The organism is Aquirufa rosea (assembly GCF_004118285.1).
GTDB lineage: Bacteria > Bacteroidota > Bacteroidia > Cytophagales > Spirosomataceae > Aquirufa > Aquirufa rosea.
Window position 1 is genome coordinate 244,518 of the sequence record NZ_SDHY01000004.1, and the last position, 19,322, is coordinate 263,839.

Sequence of the window (19,322 nt, forward strand, 5' to 3'; positions counted from 1 at the left end):
TATGAAAAGGTATTGGTTTATCATATTTCCTCTCTTTTTTTTGATAGCTGCTAAGCCACCAAAGAGCTTGCCATTGCCGGCAGATGTGGCTTTCGAGTATAAGCAACTACCTGCTGCTTTGGATTTTAATATTCATATTAAGCCTATTTTATCTGATAAATGTTTTGCCTGTCATGGTCCCGATAAAGCCAAGCAAAAGGCAGGTTTACGATTAGATTTACCCTCCGCTGCTTATGGTAAATTGCCTGAAAATCCCAATAAAGTAGCCATTACGCCGGGCAATCTCCTAAAAAGTGAATTGGCACATCGCATTCTTTCCAAAGATCCAAGCTATGTCATGCCCGTACCAAAGTCCCATTTGAGTCTTTCACCCAAAGAAAAGGCAACTTTACTTAAATGGATTCAAGAGGGTGCTGTCTATAAACCTCATTGGGCTTTTGTTAAACCCGTCAAGCATCCTATGCTTGAAGCTAAAAAAGGGATGAATCTGGTTGATTATTGGGTACAAAATCGACTTGAAAAAGAGTTCATGAAAAAGAGTGTAGCGGCGTCTAAAGCCATGCTCTTGCGCCGATTATCTTTTGATTTAACGGGATTGGCGCCTACTACGACAGAATTAGAGAATTTTTTACAAGATGTTTCTCCTTCGGCTTATGAAAAACAAGTGGATCGCTTGTTGGCTTCACCTCATTTTGGGGAAAAAATGGCCGTTGACTGGTTGGATTTAGCCCGATTTGCCGATTCACACGGATATACGGTTGACCGCATCCGAGATATGTCGCCTTACCGTGATTGGGTCATCAAGGCATTTAATACTAACATGCCTTATGATACCTTCATTCACCAACAGTTGGCAGGAGATTTAATGCCAAATCCTACCAAGGAGATGTTGATTGCCACAGGTTTTAACCGTAACCATCCTCAAAATACAGAAGGGGGAATTGTGGAGGAAGAATTTCAGGCGGAATATGTGATAGACCGTACCAATACCTTTGGGGAAGCATTTATGGCTATATCGACCGGTTGCGCTCGTTGTCACGATCACAAATTTGACCCTATTTCGCAGAAAAATTATTACGAGCTTTTTAGCTTTTTCAATAATGTTCGGGAAGCAGGACAAATATCTTATTCAGATGATTTACCTACGCCAACCTTGATGTTGCCTACTAAAGAGAAGGAAGCGATTTTGACCTTTATTCAAAATAAGATTCAAACGGTCGAGGAAAAAATGAATCAAATTCCAAGTTCCAATGCTTCATTTCAAGCTTGGATAAAAAATAAATCACATGAAAAACTAGCCCAAGAGTCTATTCCTCAGCAGGGTTTGGTGGCTTATTTTGATTTGGATGCTTCTTTGAAAAATAAGCTGAATGAACAAGTCGGAATCATTAAAAGAGAGTCTGGAAAAACGGGTGATCAGCCAGTGTTTGTGAAAGGAATACAAGGTCAAGGCTTGGTTTTTGATGGGGATATTTATGCAGATTTAAGTCCTGCCGGAGTTTTTAGAAAGTCGGAGCCGTTTACCATAGGCATGTGGGTGAATATTCCTAAAGACATGAAAGAAGGCGTTATTTTTCATAAGAGTAATGCGGAGCGACTATATAATTTCAAGGGCTTTCATGTGTATTTGAAAAACAACCGATTGGAAATCAACATGGCGCATACGGCTCCTTCCAATGCCATCAATAAGGTTATAAAGGTAGATATTCCACGAGACCAATGGATTCATTTGGCTTTGAGCTATGATGGATCATCTAAGGCTGATGGATTTAATTTATTTGTGGATGGACAAAAGGCTGAGATGGAAACGGTCATAGACCAGTTGTATAAAGACATCATCTATTTTTCGAAAAACGAATTAGGCTTGCAGATTGGCGGATGGTGGCGTGGATTAGGCTTTAAAGGCGGTAAGGCAGATGAAGTGGCCGTATATAATCGGGAGTTAATTCCTTGGGAGATACAAATATTAGCTCAAAAAGCCTCTTGGAAGGACATCGTTTTTAAGTCGCAGGAACAATGGACCAATACTCAAGGAGAAGCTTTTAGAGCCTATTTTAAACAAAATCTAGATTCCCAGCAGGTGGCTTATGCCAAAGAACTCAAACATTGGCGAACCGCATTGGCGGATTCATCTGAGAAAGTGGAGGAGGTTATGATCATGCAAGAAATGCCCAAGCCTAAAAAGACATTCCTACTTCAGCGTGGACAATACGATGCTCCTGGGGAGGAGGTATTCCCTAATACGCCTTCCAACATATTGGCTTTCCCTTCCAATCTTCCTAAAAATAGGCTTGGATTAGCGCAATGGTTGACGCATGAAAATAATCCTCTGACAGCACGTGTAGCGGTGAATCGCTTCTGGCAAAATTTCTTTGGCATAGGTCTAGTAAAAACCTCCGAGGATTTTGGGAATCAAGGCGAAATGCCTAGTCACCCCGAACTATTAGATGCTTTAGCCATTCAATTCCGAGAGTCGGGCTGGAATATCAAACAACTGATGAAGCAAATGGTGATGTCAGAAACCTATCAACAAGATTCTAGGGCTACGGCTGAGCAAAGAGAAAAAGATCCTGAAAACCGATTGCTGGCGCGCGGACCTTCTGTCCGGCTCAGTGCGGAAATGATTCGTGATAATGCCTTAATGGCATCGGGTTTATTGGTGAAAAAGATTGGAGGTAAAAGTGTGTATCCTTATCAACCTGATGGATTGTGGGAAATAAATAGTTCGCATTATAAACAGGATACCAGCTCAGCGGTATATCGAAGGAGTTTATATGTCGTGGTCAAGCGTTCAGTTCCCAATCCTACTTTGGCGACTTTTGATGCGCCTAGTCGAAGTTCATGTTTGGCAAGAAGACAAAAAACCAATACACCCTTGCAGGCTTTAGTAGGCTTGAATGATCCCACATTTCTGGAGGCAGCCAAGGTGCTCGGAGAGCAAATGGCCACAGAAAAAGATGCGGGTCAAGCCATACAATTGGCATTTAAAAAATTGACTAGTCGAGAGGCATCGGAAAAAGAATTAAATCTATTGCTTGATTTGCAGCGAAAATCGCTGCTTCGTTTTCAGCGTGACCCTGCCAAAGCCAAAGGCTGGTTGCAAGCAGGCATGAAGAAAATCAACAGCAGTGTTGATAGCAATTTGGTGGCCGCACATGCAGTGGTAGCCAGTGCCATTATGAACTCTGATGCCAGCATAACTAAACGATAAAACTATGGGACATAAACATGTAGATCCTTTTCGTTTATCCCATCCTGATTTAGAAAAACTGAATCGAGGGCTAGATCGGCGTGATTTTTTAAAGAAGACGGCCATGGGTTTTGGGGCAGTGGCCTTACATGGACTGTTAGCTTCACATCAGGCAGCGGGTCAATCCTTGGAAGAACAAATATGGCAGGCTTTGCCACGTATAGCCCCAAAGGCCAAGCGAGTGGTTTACTTGTTTATGAGCGGAGGCCCATCACAGTTTGAGACTTGGGATTATAAACCCGAATTGACTAAAAGAATGGGGCAAGATTTGCCCGATTCGGTACGGAAAGGGCAGCGTTTGACGGGAATGAGTGCGAATCAGGCGGTGCTACCAGTGGCCGCTTCCGCTTATGGATTTAGACAATATGGGCAAAGTCAAACTTGGGTGAGTGATTTGTTGCCATATACGGCTCAAGTGGTGGATGAATTGTGCATCATCAAATCCATGTTTACGGAACAAATCAACCATGACCCAGCAATCACCTTTTTTCAAACGGGACATCAGTTGCCCGGCAGACCGTCCATTGGTTCCTGGTTGAGTTATGGTTTAGGTTCCGAGAATCAAAACTTACCTGCCTTTATTGTCATGGTGTCCAAAGATGCTTCGAAAGATCAGCCTTTGTATGCTCGACTTTGGGGGAATGGATTTTTGCCTTCGGAACATCAAGGGGTGCAGTTCAGATCTAGTAAAGACCCTGTTTTGTTTTTGTCCAATCCGGAAGGTTATGATGGCAAAGACCGTCGAGAGATGTTGGACTATTTAAAGCAGTTGAATCAATTGCAAAATGAGGCTTGGGGAGATCCGGAAGTGGATGCTCGAATTTCGCAGTATGAAATGGCTTATCGCATGCAAACTTCCGTTCCGGAGGTAATGGATGTCTCTGATGAACCACAAGAGGTTTTTGATTTGTACGGGCCTAATAGTCGGGATAAAGGCAGTTTTGCCGCCAATTGTTTGTTGGCCCGAAAGCTTCTGGAAAAAGACGTTCGCTTTGTTCAGTTGTATCACCAAGGATGGGACCATCACGACAGTTTACCGAAGAATATCGTAAATCAGTGCAAGCAAACGGATCAAGCGACAGCAGCCTTGATTATGGATTTGAAACGCAGAGGAATGTTAGAAGATACCTTGGTAATTTGGGGTGGAGAATTTGGAAGAACCGTTTATTCTCAAGGTAAATTATCTCCTACAGGTTACGGAAGAGACCATCATCCCAAGTGTTTTAGTATGTGGATGGCGGGGGCAGGAGTCAAAGCAGGAACGAGCTTTGGTCAGACAGATGATTTCAGTTATAATATCATCAAAGACCCCGTTCATGTGCATGATTTTCAAGCTACATTACTGCATTTGATGGGGATAGACCATGAGCAGTTGGTGTATAAATATCAAGGTCGCCGCTTCCGACTAACTGACGTGCATGGGAAGGTGGTTAAGGGAATATTATCCTAAATTTTGATGAGTATGAAATTATGTAAAATTATCTTGATTATCTGTTTGGCTAGTAGCTGTAGCACCTATGCACAAAAGATATATTCCGCAGATGTTATTGTATATGGAGGGAATGCCTCTGCCATCATGGCAGCGGTACAAGTGAAAAAAATGGGGCACAGCGTCATCGTGGTTTCACCAGATAAACATTTGGGAGGGCTGACTTCGGGAGGTTTGGGCTTTTCTGATACGGGAAATAAAGAGGTGATTGGGGGATTGTCAAGAGAGTTTTATCATCGGGTTTACCTACATTATCAAAAAGAGGAAAGTTGGCTTTGGGAGAAAAAATCACAGTTTGGAAATAAGGGCCAGGGAACGGTGGCGATGGATGGTACCAACAGGACGATGTGGATTTTTGAGCCGCATGTGGCCGAGCAAGTATTTGAAGACTTGGTGAAAGAAAACCAAATCCAAGTGATGCGGAATGAGTGCTTGGACCGCAGTAAAAATGGTATCCAATTAAATGGTGCTAAAATTCTGGAAATAAGCACTTTGTCTAAGAAACATTTTGTGGGCAAAATGTTCATAGATGCCACATATGAGGGAGATTTAATGGCATTGGCAGGGGTGAAATACCATGTAGGCCGGGAGGCGAATACCGTATATGATGAAAAGTGGAATGGGGTTCAAGTGGGAGTATTTCAACATGGACATTATTTCAAATCTAAGATTAGTCCATATAAAATAGCTAATGATCCATCTAGCGGATTATTACCAGAAATTTCAAGAGAAAAGCCTGGACCAAATGGTTCAGGGGATCATAAAATACAAGCGTATTGTTTTCGGATGTGTTTGAGTAATCATCCGGAAAATAGAATAGTATTTCCTAAGCCAGTAGGATATGATCCCAATCGATATACCTTGTATGCACGGGTATTTGAAAGTGGATGGAGGGAGACTTTTGATAAGTTTGATGCCATTCCTAATAGAAAGACGGACACTAATAATCATGGACCTTTTAGTACTGATTTCATTGGTAAAAACTATGATTATCCAGAGGCAAGTTATGCCCGTAGAAAAGCCATTATCAAGGAACATGAACTCTACCAAAAAGGATTGATGTATTTTTTACAAAATGACTCTAGGGTTCCTTCCGATGTGCAAGAACGTATGAAAACCTGGGGTTTGGCCAAAGATGAATTTAAGGATAATGGAGGGTGGCCGCATCAACTTTATGTGCGAGAAGCCAGAAGAATGTTGGGCAAATATGTCATGAAAGAAGCGGACGCTTTGGGGAAAACTCAGGTTCCTGAATCCATCGGCATGGGGTCCTATTCCTTAGATTCGCACAATGCGCAGCGCTTTGTGACGGAGGAGGGATTCGTTCAAAATGAAGGAGACATTGGAGTGCATCCGGATAGACCTTACTCCATTGCCTATGGCTCTATTCTTCCTAAAGAGCAGGAATGTCAAAACTTATTGGTGCCGGTTTGTCTTTCAAGTTCCCACATTGCCTACGGATCTATTCGCATGGAACCCGTATTCATGATTTTGGGACAATCTGCCGCCACAGCAGCCGTGTTAGCTATCCAGCAAAACACCATTCCTCAACAATTACCCTATTCTTTGTTAAAAGAGCGGTTGTTGCAGGGTGGTCAGGTGCTTACTTATTAGGAAAAAGAAACCACTTATTCTACATTCAATTAAAGCAAATCCTTAAACTGATAGCCTTCCGTGATTCGCTCTTTGCTTAATTTGCGGTATTCGGCTAATCCCCAAAGGATGAGTTCTTTCATGAAATAGCGATCCTCCTTCTTTACTTTGGGGGCGTATTGCTTGAGTAAATCATCCAAAGGCTTAATGGAATCCAGGCTACTTTGGTATTCTGCATCTGGACAATCATCGGTAATGACCACTCCGCCTTCGGTAAAGATAAATTCAAGTAATGGGTCGTATGGACTGGCCAAATCTTTCTTGTGGAGCTTTTCTATTTTTGGGAAATAGTTCGGGAAAAAATGATGTACAGCTTGACTAATCAGTTGTTGCGCCACTTCTGCCGCTCCTTCCTGTTCGCCTTCATAGACCAACTCCACTTTACCCGTGATGGATGGTACAATACCCATGAAATCGGAAAGTCGCAAGGAAGTATGTTCATCTCCTGAGCGAAGAGCACGTCTTTCAGCGGTGCTCATGAGATTTTCTAATGCCGTAATGCTCATACGCGCACTCACCCCACTTTTGGCATCGATGTATTCAGATTCTCTCGCTACAAAACTTATTTGTTCTAATATATCCATGGCCAATTCGGGCACATATATTCGGTCTTTTTGCTCTTTTTCTAGTTTAGCTTCTTGAGCAGTAATGGTTTTGGCCACCTCAATGGATTCTGGATAATGAGTTAAAATTTGAGAGCCAATACGGTCTTTCAGAGGTGTCACAATACTTCCTCGGTTGGTATAATCCTCCGGGTTAGCGGTAAATATAAATTGCAAATCCAAAGGCATCCGTAATTTGAATCCACGAATCTGAATGTCACCTTCTTGCAAAATATTGAATAATGCCACTTGTATACGAGCTTGCAAATCAGGTAATTCATTGATGACAAAAATGCAACGATTAGCTCGAGGAATCATACCAAAATGGATAACTCGGTCGTCGGCATAAGAAAGTTTTAGGTTGGCAGCTTTGATAGGGTCAACATCCCCAATTAAATCAGCCACGGTCACATCGGGCGTAGCCAATTTTTCGAAGAAACGCTCATCTCGGTGCAACCAGGAAATGGGAGTCGTATCCCCCTTTTCGGCGATTAGGTCTTTGGCAAATCTTGAAATCGGTTGAAATGGATCATCGTTGATTTCAGACCCAGTTACATAGGGAATATATTCATCCAGTAGGCTAACCATTAAACGGGCCAAGCGGGTTTTAGCTTGTCCCCGAAGTCCCAACAAATTAATATTGTGGCGCGATAAAATAGCTCTTTCTAATTCAGGTATGACAGTATGTTCAAAGCCATGAACTCCTTCAAAAGGAGCTTGTCCCGACTGGATTTTGGCAATGAGGTTTTGTCTTAATTCATCTTTGATGCCTCTAGTCTTATATCCTACTTTTTTTAATTCTCCTAAAGTGGCAATGTTGTTCATGGACATATGTCTTTATTTAATGCGTTTTTTTCTATTAGTTTCGTAGTCTTCGAAAATCATTTCACCCAAACCTTTTAGACCCGTATAAAAGGCTTTTCCCTGGTTGGCTTGTGTAAATTCATTCACAAATCGTTGCAAATAATGGTCTCGCGCAATCATGAAAGTAGTGATGGGAATATGTAATTTTCTAGCTTGCTGGGCTTGCGTATAACACTTATCCACAATGTATTCGTCTAGACCATTGCTATTCATATAATATTCCCCATTCGGCAGTTTAACACAGCTTGGCTTACCATCGGTGATCATGAAAATCTGCTTATTGGTATTTCTTTTTCTTCTCAAAATATCCATGGCCAATTGTAAGCCTGCTACCGTATTGGTATGGTAAGGACCCACTTTTAGATAGGGTAAATCTTTGATAGAAATACTCCAGGCATCGTTGCCAAAGACTAGGATGTCTAAGGTATCTTTGGGATATCTTGTGGTGATGAGCTGGGCTAAAGCCATCGCTACTTTTTTGGCGGGTGTGATTCTATCTTCACCGTATAAAATCATGCTATGACTAATATCAATCATGAGCACGGTACTCATTTGGGATTTGTGCAAAGATTCCTCTACTACTAGGTCATCCTCACTAAGCTGGAATTGATCCATGCCATGGTTAACCTGAGCATTTCGGAGACTTTCAGTCAACGAAATTTTCTCTAAACTATCTCCAAAACGGTACTCTCTAAACTCACCAGTATGCTCGTCGCCACTACCTGGATGCTTGCTCTTGTGATTTCCAGATCCACTACGTTTCAAATCACCAAAAATGGTATCCAAAGCTTGTTGGCGTATAGCCCTCTCTGTTTTGGCCGTTATCCCTAAACCTGAACTACCATCTTCCCGGGTTTCATCACGGATGTAACCTCTTTTTTTCAAATCTTCAATGAAATCATCGATGGTATAGTTTTCATCTGTAAGCTGATATTCTTTATCTAGTTCTCGCAACCAATCAATGGCTTCATCAAAGTCGCCAGAGGTATGAACAATCAACTCTTTGAAAATGGCAAAAAGCTTATCAAATGGGCTCTGATTTTCAGGCTCATAGATTTTAAAGTAAAGGGCTCTTTTATTTTCTTGACTCATGTGGGGCGAAAAGGGAACTCATTTGTAACGCTAATCTAGGCTTTTCTGTTTCAACATTTTAAATTTTAAGTTCAGAAATGAAATCAATAAGACAATTTTTTTAAAGACGGCTTATTTCCATACATTTACTTTGCAAAATTTTACCCATGACAGTAGAAAAATTTATTCAAATTGCCTTTAGCATCGGGAGCCGATATTATCTAGTCGCTGGGGTATATTATTTGATTTTTTATGTACTTTTTAAGCGGGTTTTTGCTAGTAAGAAAATTCAGGCGGCTTATCCTAAATTGGGAGACTATGTAAGGGAGATTTCTTACTCTTTAGGCACCATTTTACTCTTTGCCTTGGTTCCCATACTGATTGTTCAGAATCCTGATATTCGGCCTTACACCACTGTGTATGACAACATTGACGACATGGGTTGGGGCTATTATTGGTTTGCGTATTTACTGATGTTCCTGATGCATGATACTTATTTTTATTGGGCTCATCGCATCATGCATCAACCCAGTATATTTAAGTGGGTTCATAAGGTTCATCATTTATCAACAAACCCCTCTCCTTGGGCCGCCTATGCATTTCATCCATTGGAATCGATCGTAGAGACGGGTATTTTTGTCTTATTCGTATTTACCATTCCCATCCATAGCAGTCACCTGTTCCTATTTTTCTTTTTCTCGATTATTTATAATGCCTATGGGCATTTAGGCTGGGAATTATATCCTTCTGGTTTTTCTAAATCAAAGATTGGAAAGTGGATAAATACATCTGTGAGTCATAATCAGCATCATAAATATTTTAAAGGAAATTATGGCCTATATCTCTTGTTTTGGGATCGAGTGATGGGGACTTTGCGAGATGACTATGATGAAGTCTTTGAAAAAGTAAAAGCAAAACAATAAACCTATACTATGAAATTTTTATCAAGTTTAATTTTCTGCATCTTGCTGGGTGCGGAAGCTACGGCACAAAGCAAGAAATTCAATTTTATCGCTTTTGGTGATATGCCATACAAATTGCCTGAGGACTATGGACGATTTGAAGGAGTCATTAAAAAGATAAATCAAGAAAAACCTGTTTTTAGTGTGCATGTGGGGGATATTAAATCGGGCTCTACGCCATGCTCCACGGAGTATTTTTATAAAATCATTCAGTATTTTGAAAGCTTTGAACAGCCATTGATTTATACTCCAGGCGATAATGAGTGGACAGATTGTCATCGGAAAGGGGCAGGGGAATATGACGCAAATGAGCGTTTGAGAGAGCTGAGAAAAGTCTTTTTTGCTAAGAAAGAAAGCTTTGGCAAGAAGAAAATAAAACTAGTTTCACAGTCGGAGAATCCAGCTTTTGCCAACTATGTAGAGAATAACGCTTGGGAATATGGCGGGATTCAATTTGCGACTATACACCTAGTGGGATCTAATAATAATTTGAAAGCAGGGAATGCAGATAATACTGAATTTAATGAGCGCGAAAGGGCAAATGAAGCTTGGTTAGAGGAAGTGTTTGCCAAAGCGAGTAACAAAAAAGGCTTGGTATTTTTTACGCAAGCAGATATGTTTTATCATGGGGCCGTTCCTACCGGTTTCACTCAAATTGTCGAGAAGTTAAGTGCCTTAACCAGGGCCTATGGCAAGCCAGTTTTATGGATTAACGGAGATTCCCACCGTTTGATTATTGAAAAACCTTTATTGATGCCAGATAAGAAGTCTACTTTATTAAATTTTACGCGCTTACAGGTTTTTGGTGAGGCAGATATGGAAACGGTAAGGGTGATCGTTGATCCAAAATCATCTCAATTGTTTTTATTTGAGCAATTGATGGTTGACTAAGGCACTCTCAAAGAGTCAATTTGTTGATCAATTTCTACTGATAATTGAAGGGCTTCCAATAAAGGGAGCCCTTTTTTCATTTCAGGACGTTTGTGGCCTATGGATGTCAGCCAGGCATCTTTCATCAGGTTATGCCGTTTTGCGATTAATTGAACATAGGCCGTAGGGTTTTTGATGCTCTTTGGTAATGTTTCTATAATGGAATGGGCTGAAAGTATGTCTTTTTGTCCCAAATAATGTAAAATTTGTTGTGCCATGAGCCAATGTCCCAATTCTCCTGGATGAACGCCATCATTGGCAAGAGCAAATTGCGGGTCAGTCTTTTGTTGCTCTATTTGATAGTTTTTCATGGGGAAATGTACATCAATGACCTCCCAATTGGAATGTTGCAAGAGCCAGTTTGAATACTGGTCAAGTACTTGGGCATAGCCTAGTTTTTTGCCCTTAGTTTCGTCATAAGGGCTTGGGGTAATATGGATGATTTTTGAACCCCTAGCTTCTATTTGGGCGTGCAGCCATTCGACACCTTCTTTAAATTTTTTAAATCGTGCGGAGTCCAAGGGGAGATATATTCCATCATTCATTCCATAGGATGCAAAAACGACATCCGCCTGAGTTTGAAACAATACTCTATCCAATCGTTCATGAAGGTCTGGTCTAGGAAATCGACCATCGGCATGTCCTTCCTCAGACAATCCTGAAACGGTTTCACTGGGAAGACCAGCGTTTATAAATTCTATTTTATGTTCTGGGAAATGAGCTTTATGGTATGCTTCAATGGCTTGAACATAACCTGCGGCATAGGTGATGCTATTTCCTAAAAAAAGCACTCGTTTGACAGAAGCATCAAAAATTTGTGCCTGTGTGGAAATCACGCTGGCTAATAACAGTAGACTTACAGACAAGAATCTGAGTGAATATAGTCTCATTATTTTTGGGATTTGGGCATCGGCAATTTTAGAATTTCAATGTTTCTAAAGTCGATTTCTTGACCTTCACTTTGAAGTGCGATGTACCCTTCTTTCAACAATTTGCCGTCAATTTTAAGGGCTGGATTATAGCCATTGGCTACACCGCCACCAATTTGCGGTTTAGAGTATTCCAATACTTTTTCGCCGTTGATGTAATGACTGACAAGTGAGTCACCCAATACTACCAGTTCTGCTTTTACCCATTGATCTCCTTCATAGGTCTTAGAGCTGGAATTGATGCAATGCCTCGGATCAATTCTGCCATGATAAAACACATCGGTTCCCGGAGAACACATATTGCCTGTTGGTCTAGGTTTGCCATCTCCTAAACCAGCTAAAAATTGCATTTCCACGGAAATCGGCCAGTCCTGTTCTTTGAGTATGGTTTTAGGATCTTGGGCATGAAACATCACTCCAGAGTTTTTTAAGGTATAGTCAGGAGCATCTTTTCGCCAAATGCCGGTAAATCGATATTCTAATCGAAGCTTGTAATAGGAAAATGGTTTTTTATAGTATAAATGCCCATATCGATTATTGAAATGATCGTATTGGTCATAGCGCACTTTAATCAAGCCATCTTCTACTCGAAATGTTTGGCCAAAATTATCACCCACTTCATGATGGTGGATTTTTACGATCCAATCCTTGATGTCTTTGCCGTTGAAAAGAGAAATCCATTTTTCTTTTTTTGGATGGGTGGCTAAGGCATTTAATGCCAATAGGATGGCAAGAAAGGTAATTGGAAATTTGGACAACATAATCAGTAAATAGGTTATTTAAGCGATTGTCCAAATATATCAGATTCTTGAATAAAAAATTCGATTATTTTGTTTTTGTAGCAGGGCTGACAGCGTTTCAAACGCTGTCAGCCCTAGCGAATTTAAATTTAAATTCCCTTAATAAAGGCCACCAAATCAGCCATATCTTGTAGCTTGATATTGGCATCTAAACCATTGGGCATGGCAGATACTTTAGAAGCGATGCGAGATTTAATTCGATTTTTTTCTATTGTTTGAACGGCACCTCCCATTTGTTTTAAACTAATGGAATTATCGTTTTCAGAGGTAATAATTCCTGATAATCTGCTACCATCTGAAAGCTGTAAATCCCAATTGCCATATTTGTCAGCGATGGAATTGTTGGGATTAATAATTTCAGTAATGATAGACAATGCATTTCTGCTTTTCAAGGTCGACAAATCTGGTCCAAATGACACCCCTGAAACACCTTTGATTTGATGACAAACCGTACAATTACTTTTAAAGATTTCTTTTCCTCGGCTGGGATTGCCCGCCATTTCTGCGGCAGGTAAATAATTTTGTAATACGGCTTTTCTATCTTCACTGATAGCCAATACTTCCCTAGCTAATTTCCTAACGGAAGCATCGTATGAGTTCATAAGCTCTACAAATTGCGGCCATTCTAAATCCGTTTTCGGTATATTTTTATTGGCAATTTCCTTCAATAGCGGAGTCATGTATTTTTCATTCACAATTTGGTAGCGAATCCAGGCTTTTCTGGAGGGAATTTTCATTTGCTGGTAAACCTGATTTACCTGAGCCATTTCTTTGGCAGAAATTTGATTAGGCAATGCTTTAATACTGGCTAATTGTACGGATTCACTTCCAGAGGTACATATGAAAGAAACTAATTTAGCAGTAAATGCGGGGTCTTTTTGCAGACTAAGTAAAGCCAGGGCATCCTCTTGGAATTTAGCTTCCTGACTCCCTGAAAATTTGGCATAGACCTCTTGGGTAAATGCTTTATTTGTCGGTAAGCCTACTGCTTTAAAAACAGCAATGATGGCACGACGCATTTTGCTATCTGGTGAAATCAAGAAGGAATGGGCCAGCGCATTTTTTTGATTTTCATCTAAGCTGATTTTCTTTTCAGCATATTCGGCATATTGGGCTAGTCCTTTCAGCATAGCGGCTTGCCACCAATCATTACTAACTTGAATATCACTTGTTAATGGGATGAAACTTACATCTTGCTTTTTCATCAGGGCTGCAGCAATGTAAGCGAAGAAGTTTTCCTTTCCCTCAGAGGGTTTATTTCCAAAATTCTTGATGGCTCCTTTTAATAAATCAAGTTCAGAACCTTTTGATGCCGCTATGGCGGCCACTCCCACCCAATGGTCATCAATATCTTGATTTAAAATACTACTTCTTAGGGCTACAGCTTCAGGAAAAGTAAAGAAGGCAGAAGAGCAAAGCCATTGAAAGCGAACGCGTGCATCCGAGTCTTTGGCGGTTTTTATGAGCGATTGAGTGAGTTCTTTGTTGGAAGAATAGGCAGGAGAATTCCACAAGTGGTCAGCGATTTTTAAAGCATTTTCGCGAACCCCAGCAGATGGATTATCCAAAGCTGATACCAAATCTTCTGGCCGTAGTTTCCCCCAATCAGATAATAACCACAAGGCTGGGACACTTGCTTCTGCTTCTTTTTTGGATACGATTTCCTGTAAGGCAGGCACTACTGAAAGGTCCTTGCGGTGGAATAATAAACGTTGTGCCGTTTTTCTAAACCAGCCGTTCTCTGACTGAAGAAGTTCTACCAGTTTTTCGGAAGATTCTTTCGATACATGAGTCTCATTCATCCAGTTCATGCTGTTACTTCCTTTCTTGGTAATACGGTAAATACGGCCTTTGGTTTTTCCGTTATACAAAGCACCACTTTTGTTTACCTCTTCTGACATCCATTCAGGGTGTTCGATTAATTGCCGGTAATAATCAATGACATACAAGGCACCATCGGGACCGACATAAAAGTTGACAGGTCTAAACCAGGGGTCTTTAGAAGCTAAAAATTCCTTTTTCTCTAATAATCTTTTTCCAGAAAAAGTGGAGCCTTTGGATTCAATGATATCGGCATGCACCAAATTATGAACGGGCTCTCCCACAAAAGTCACTTTGTCAAAATCTTTTCCAAATGCGCCACCATCGTACCATGTGATACCACAACTAGAAGTAACCACTCCCACATCAGTTAATAATTGGTGATTGGGATTTTCTGAGATTGGATAGATCTCACATGCATCGCCATGATCAGGAATTTTTTCCATGGCTTCAGGTATGACTAAATTCGGATTGGTACTGGTGTAACGGGCATCCAACACTTCGTGGTACAGGTGATCTGCATTATCTGTGTAAAAGCGATGTCCCCAAGGATCAAAGGTATGTCCGTATTGAGTTTCCCCAGACATGGATTCTAAGCCAAAACTATCTGGTTTGAATCGAACATTTCTACCATTCCCATTTTTTGGTAAGAAGGGAGCTTTGGGATTTGAAGGGTAACGAATATCGCTTCCTTTATCACCAAAAAGGTATTCGTAGGCAAAAGAATTGATGGAGCCGGAATGTCCTAAATAAATCCAGTTATCCAAACCGAACTTAGGTGAATTCATGTTATGTTGAGGATTGGACAAGGAAAAGCCTGTTAATATCACTTCTTTTTTATCCGCTTTATTATCTCCATTGGTATCTTCAAAATACAGGATATTTGGGGCATCTGCTATGATAATTCCCTTTTTCCATTTCATGATACCCATGGGTAGAGTTAAACTATCCACAAATACTTCTGATTTGTCGGGATATCCATCTCCATTAGTATCCATTAGCTTGCGTACTTGCCCCGTTTTACTGAGGTCCAATGGGTAACCGGGCATTTCTAAAACAAACCAATTGCCATCTTCATCTATTTCCATGGCCACGGGATCAGCCATCAGGGGTTCTGCTGCCACCATTTCTATCTCAAAGCCATCCATGATTTTAAAATCATCAAGTGCTTTTTGTTGTTCTTTGGAAAGTTGTGGGGTATGCTTTTTCTCCGTAGAACAGGCGAAAAAGCTTAGGCAAATGAAAAATAATATCAACTTATGCATGTTACTTTATAGGTTTAGAACTTGCAAGTTATGAGATTTTTCATGTTTTGATAAACCATAAAAAGCCTAGTTATGGCTAATTGGATGAATTTGCTAGATTTTATTAGAAACATGTATAAATAGTTGTGTTAGATGAATTGTGTGGGTCAATTTTCATTGGAGATAGAACCTATTCTCTTGGTTATCTTCCGTTTATCCTAAAATGATGGAATCAAATGGACCTTTTCATTTACTTGTAGAACAAATTTATACCCTAAAAATCATGAGCAAAAAATCTACTTCTACATCTGGCAGTACCGTTGGAATTGTTTTCCTGTTGGTTGGAATCGTCTTTTTAATTCGTCAAGCAGATTGGTTTGAATTTCCTGAATGGTTATTTACTTGGCCTGTTTTACTGATAGTAGTGGGTTTAGTATCTGGAATTAGTAGCTCATTTCAAGGGAATGGATGGTTTTGGCCTTTAATCATAGGCTCAATTTTTCTCATTGATCATGAATTTGTTGAGGTTGATATTTTTGAATATACCCTTCCATTGGTATTTATTTTGATTGGAATTTCTATGGTCTTGAAAACCAATCGAAAGGCCAATAAGAAATCAATGGGAAGAGAGGATAGTTCTGGGCAATCAGGCACAGGTAGTTCGAATGCCCATTTTTCCATCCATGATGAACCTTTTATAGCTATTTCCAGTGTACTCAGTTCCCGTCATCTTAAGGTAACCAACCAAGATTTTAAGGGAGCAAATCTGACCAATATTTTGGCAGGAATGGAAATAGATTTAAGTCAAGTGGAATTTGAAGGAGTCTCCATTCAAATTGAATTGACCCAAATTTTATCAGGTGTGACAATATACGTTCCGGCCAACTGGGAAATTAGGCAGCATTACACAACTTTATTGGCAGGTTTTGAGGACAAACGAAATACTTTAGGTAATAATTTGGAGGGAGAAAAGAAGATATTGTATCTAAATGGTATTCAAGCCTTGTCGGGGATAGAAATTAAGGATATCCGTTAAGTATATGATTTAGGTGGCTTTGGAGGCATTTGCAGGAAAAATAAAATCATTTTTTAGGAGCCTTTTTTTCAAAAAGTGGCATAAAAAGGATGATTTTCTTATAAATAGTGTAAATTCGCTTTCCATTGAACCTATTTAACTATGAAAATTTTGTATTTGCTGGCACTTCTTGTGCTGGGGCAAAGCGCTTTCGCGCAAACAGTTAGCTCAGAATTTATTTATGAAAAGGCACCTTTCCCTGAGTGTCATGCCTCTACCATAGAAGAAACGCCCAGTGGTTTAGTTACCGCTTGGTTTGGAGGAACGGAGGAACGCCATCCAGATGTTGGAATCTGGGTGAGTAGAATGGTGAAGGGGAAATGGACCGCTCCTGTGGAGGTGGCGAATGGGGTTCAAAATAGTACTATTCGTTATCCATTATGGAATCCTGTTTTATTTCAGATGCCTGCTTCCAAAGGCGGAGAGTTATTATTATTTTACAAAGAAGGTCCTACACCTAGTAGCTGGTGGGGTATGATTAAGCGCTCCAAAGATGGAGGTAAGACCTGGTCAAATGCCGAGCGTTTACCCTTGGGAATTTTAGGCCCTATTAAAAATAAGCCAGTCATGTTAAAAGATGGCACCTTATTATGTCCAACGAGTTCAGAGGACCAGGGCTGGCGGGTACACTTTGAAATGACCAAAGACGGTGGACGTACCTGGACGCGTACTGAGGCCATCAATGATGGCAAGGAGTATTCGGCGATTCAGCCTAGTGTCTTGTTTTTAAAAGATGGTCGTTTGCAAATTCTTTGTAGAAGCAAGAATGGATACATTTTAGAATCTTATTCAGCAGATCAAGGTAAAACCTGGTCGGCTTTGAAGCCAATTTCTCTTCCAAATCCGAATTCTGGCACCGATGCCGTGACATTAAAAGATGGTAGACAGGTATTGGTGTATAACCATGTAACCAAGGAATCACAAGAATGGGGTGGTAGGCGTTCTCCATTGAATGTGGCAATTTCTTCTGATGGAAAGAACTGGAAGGAATTGGCTATATTAGAAACTGAACCTAAAATGGAATTTTCATACCCTGCTGTCATTCAGACCAAAGATGGTAAAATTCATATTACCTATACTTGGAAAAGAGAAAAGATTAAGCACGTAGTCATTTCCCTATAGTTATGAATTTACCCGTTCTTGATCTGAGCATCATCGTCATATATTTATTATGCATGGTGGCTATTGGGGTTTATTTTTCCAGGAAAAATAATAGTTCCGAACAATTTACCACAGCCTCCGGTCAAATTCCGGGTTGGGCTTTAGGACTAAGTTTTTATGCTACTTTTTTAAGCGCGATTACCTTTTTAGGTGATCCAGGAAAGTCATTTGGGTCTAACTGGAATCCATTTGTTTTTAGTTTATCTATCCCCTTAGCTGCCTGGGTATCTACTAAATATTTCGTTCCCTTTTACAGACAAAGCGGAGAAGTAAGTGCCTACACGCATTTAGAAAAGCGTTTTGGGGCTTGGGCTCGTACTTATGCCATGGTCTGTTTTATTATGACCCAATTGGCTAGAATGGGAACTATTTTTTATGGAATAGCTCTGACAATCAATGCATTGACTGGGCTTGATATGCGACTTATTATCATCGTTTCTGGATTGTGTATTATTTTTTACACGGTGTTGGGAGGTATGGAGGCCGTTATTTGGACAGAGGTTATTCAAGCGATTTTAAAAACCTTGGGAGCTTTGATGATCGTAGGAATTATCATTTATCAAACAGGAATTTCGAAGGTGATTGAAGTGGGGATACGGGATGATAAATTTAGCTTAGGAAGTTTTAGTCCTGATCTGAGTACAAGTTCTGTCTGGGTGGTGTTGATGTATGGATTTTTCATTAACCTGACCAATTTTGGAATTGATCAAAATTATATACAGCGTTATCATACTGCCAAAGATGCTAAAGAAGCGGCTAAGAGTATTTGGCTTTGTGTATTTTATTTTGTTCCTGTTTCTTGTCTTTTCTTTTTCATAGGAACAGCACTCTATACTTTTTACATGGAAAACCCTGCTTTGATTTTAGAATTAAAGCAACAAGTTTCAGCGGAAAAGAGTATAGCTTTGGATGCATTGAAACCTTCGGATTATGGAGATCGTGTATTACCCTTTTTCATGAAGACACAGATTCCGAAAGGTTTATTGGGTTTGTTAATGGCCGCATTATTATCAGCTGCCATGAGTACCATGAGTAGTGGTATGAATAGCTCAGCTACGGTATTCTTGAAGGATATTTATTTGCGCTATGTTCATAAAGATTTACCTGCCGCCAAACAGCTGAAGGTATTGCATACGGCTACTGTGGTGATGGGCTTGTTGGGTATCACCTTTGGTATTAGTATGATCGGAGTGAAGAGCCTTTTAGATGTTTGGTGGAAATTATCTGGAATTTTTGCGGGGGGTATGTTAGGGATTTTCTTATTGGGTTTCCTAGCCAAGAATGTGGAAAATTTAGCAGCCAAGATTGGTGCTGCTACAGGAGTAGCTATCATTGCTTGGATTTCTTTTAAAGACAGTTTCCCTCCAGCTTGGCAAAGCCCATTTGATTCAAAAATGACCGTCGTATTGGGAACCATTTCTATCGTAGTGATCGGTCGCGTAGTTCAAAAATTTATCAGTAAATAAGTAAA

General features: G+C 40.3%; 13 protein-coding genes. 8 read left to right on the forward strand and 5 right to left on the reverse strand.

Going from position 1 to position 19,322, the window contains the following annotated elements; all coding sequences use genetic code 11:
- Position 1 precedes the first annotated feature (1 nt).
- Genes ESB04_RS08270 through ESB04_RS08280 form a run of 3 tightly spaced genes read left to right on the forward strand, consistent with a single transcriptional unit; the run spans position 2 to position 6,353 of the window.
- On the forward strand, positions 2–3,211 hold the full coding sequence (locus ESB04_RS08270) for a DUF1553 domain-containing protein (RefSeq protein WP_129027260.1): 3,210 nt from the start codon (positions 2–4) through the stop codon (positions 3,209–3,211).
- Positions 3,212–3,215: 4 nt separating this feature from the next.
- The gene (locus tag ESB04_RS08275; protein ID WP_129027261.1) at positions 3,216–4,700 is read left to right on the forward strand and encodes a DUF1501 domain-containing protein; all 1,485 of its coding nucleotides are present in this window, start codon (positions 3,216–3,218) and stop codon (positions 4,698–4,700) included.
- A 12-nt stretch (positions 4,701–4,712) separates the two neighbouring features.
- Positions 4,713–6,353 carry an FAD-dependent oxidoreductase gene (locus ESB04_RS08280; RefSeq protein WP_129027262.1) on the forward strand — a complete coding sequence of 547 codons (1,641 nt, stop codon included), beginning with the start codon at positions 4,713–4,715 and terminating at the stop codon, positions 6,351–6,353.
- Positions 6,354–6,382: 29 nt separating this feature from the next.
- Here the strand turns inward: ESB04_RS08280 and ESB04_RS08285 are convergent, their stop codons facing one another.
- Together ESB04_RS08285 and ESB04_RS08290 are read right to left on the reverse strand one after the other, a co-directional pair.
- Positions 6,383–7,825: an AAA family ATPase gene (locus ESB04_RS08285; RefSeq protein WP_129027263.1), complete on the reverse strand. Its 1,443-nt coding sequence runs from the start codon at positions 7,823–7,825 to the stop codon at positions 6,383–6,385.
- 6 nt (positions 7,826–7,831) lie between these two features.
- The gene (locus tag ESB04_RS08290; RefSeq protein WP_129027264.1) at positions 7,832–8,950 is read right to left on the reverse strand and encodes a vWA domain-containing protein; all 1,119 of its coding nucleotides are present in this window, start codon (positions 8,948–8,950) and stop codon (positions 7,832–7,834) included.
- Positions 8,951–9,096: 146 nt separating this feature from the next.
- Between ESB04_RS08290 and ESB04_RS08295 the strand changes: the two genes are divergently transcribed.
- Positions 9,097–9,852, forward strand: a complete 756-nt coding sequence (locus ESB04_RS08295; protein ID WP_129027265.1) for a sterol desaturase family protein — start codon at positions 9,097–9,099, stop codon at positions 9,850–9,852.
- 9 nt (positions 9,853–9,861) lie between these two features.
- Entirely contained in the window at positions 9,862–10,782 is a 921-nt protein-coding gene (locus ESB04_RS08300) for a metallophosphoesterase (RefSeq protein ID WP_129027266.1), read from the forward strand.
- Here the strand turns inward: ESB04_RS08300 and ESB04_RS08305 are convergent.
- The 3 genes from ESB04_RS08305 to ESB04_RS08315 all read right to left on the reverse strand — a co-directional run bounded on the left by ESB04_RS08305 (position 10,779) and on the right by ESB04_RS08315 (position 15,636).
- Positions 10,779–11,711 (reverse strand): SGNH/GDSL hydrolase family protein, encoded by a 933-nt coding sequence (locus tag ESB04_RS08305; RefSeq protein ID WP_129027267.1) that lies wholly within the window; start codon positions 11,709–11,711, stop codon positions 10,779–10,781. The genes ESB04_RS08300 and ESB04_RS08305 overlap by 4 nt on opposite strands.
- A complete protein-coding gene (locus ESB04_RS08310; protein WP_129027268.1) occupies positions 11,711–12,511 on the reverse strand; it encodes a 3-keto-disaccharide hydrolase in 801 nt (266 codons plus the stop codon). The genes ESB04_RS08305 and ESB04_RS08310 overlap by 1 nt, the downstream gene beginning before the upstream one ends.
- Before the next feature lie 128 nt (positions 12,512–12,639).
- Positions 12,640–15,636 (reverse strand): PVC-type heme-binding CxxCH protein, encoded by a 2,997-nt coding sequence (locus tag ESB04_RS08315; RefSeq protein ID WP_129027269.1) that lies wholly within the window; start codon positions 15,634–15,636, stop codon positions 12,640–12,642.
- Between the two features lie 262 nt (positions 15,637–15,898).
- Here ESB04_RS08315 and ESB04_RS08320 point away from each other — a divergent pair, with 262 nt between their 5' ends.
- The 3 genes from ESB04_RS08320 to ESB04_RS08330 all read left to right on the forward strand — a co-directional run bounded on the left by ESB04_RS08320 (position 15,899) and on the right by ESB04_RS08330 (position 19,317).
- Positions 15,899–16,651, forward strand: coding sequence for a LiaF transmembrane domain-containing protein (locus ESB04_RS08320; RefSeq protein WP_164969623.1), 753 nt, complete (start codon positions 15,899–15,901; stop codon positions 16,649–16,651).
- Positions 16,652–16,792: 141 nt separating this feature from the next.
- Entirely contained in the window at positions 16,793–17,812 is a 1,020-nt protein-coding gene (locus ESB04_RS08325; protein ID WP_129027271.1) for a sialidase family protein, read from the forward strand.
- Positions 17,813–17,814: 2 nt separating this feature from the next.
- Positions 17,815–19,317: a sodium:solute symporter gene (locus ESB04_RS08330; protein WP_129027272.1), complete on the forward strand. Its 1,503-nt coding sequence runs from the start codon at positions 17,815–17,817 to the stop codon at positions 19,315–19,317.
- Positions 19,318–19,322 lie beyond the last annotated feature (5 nt).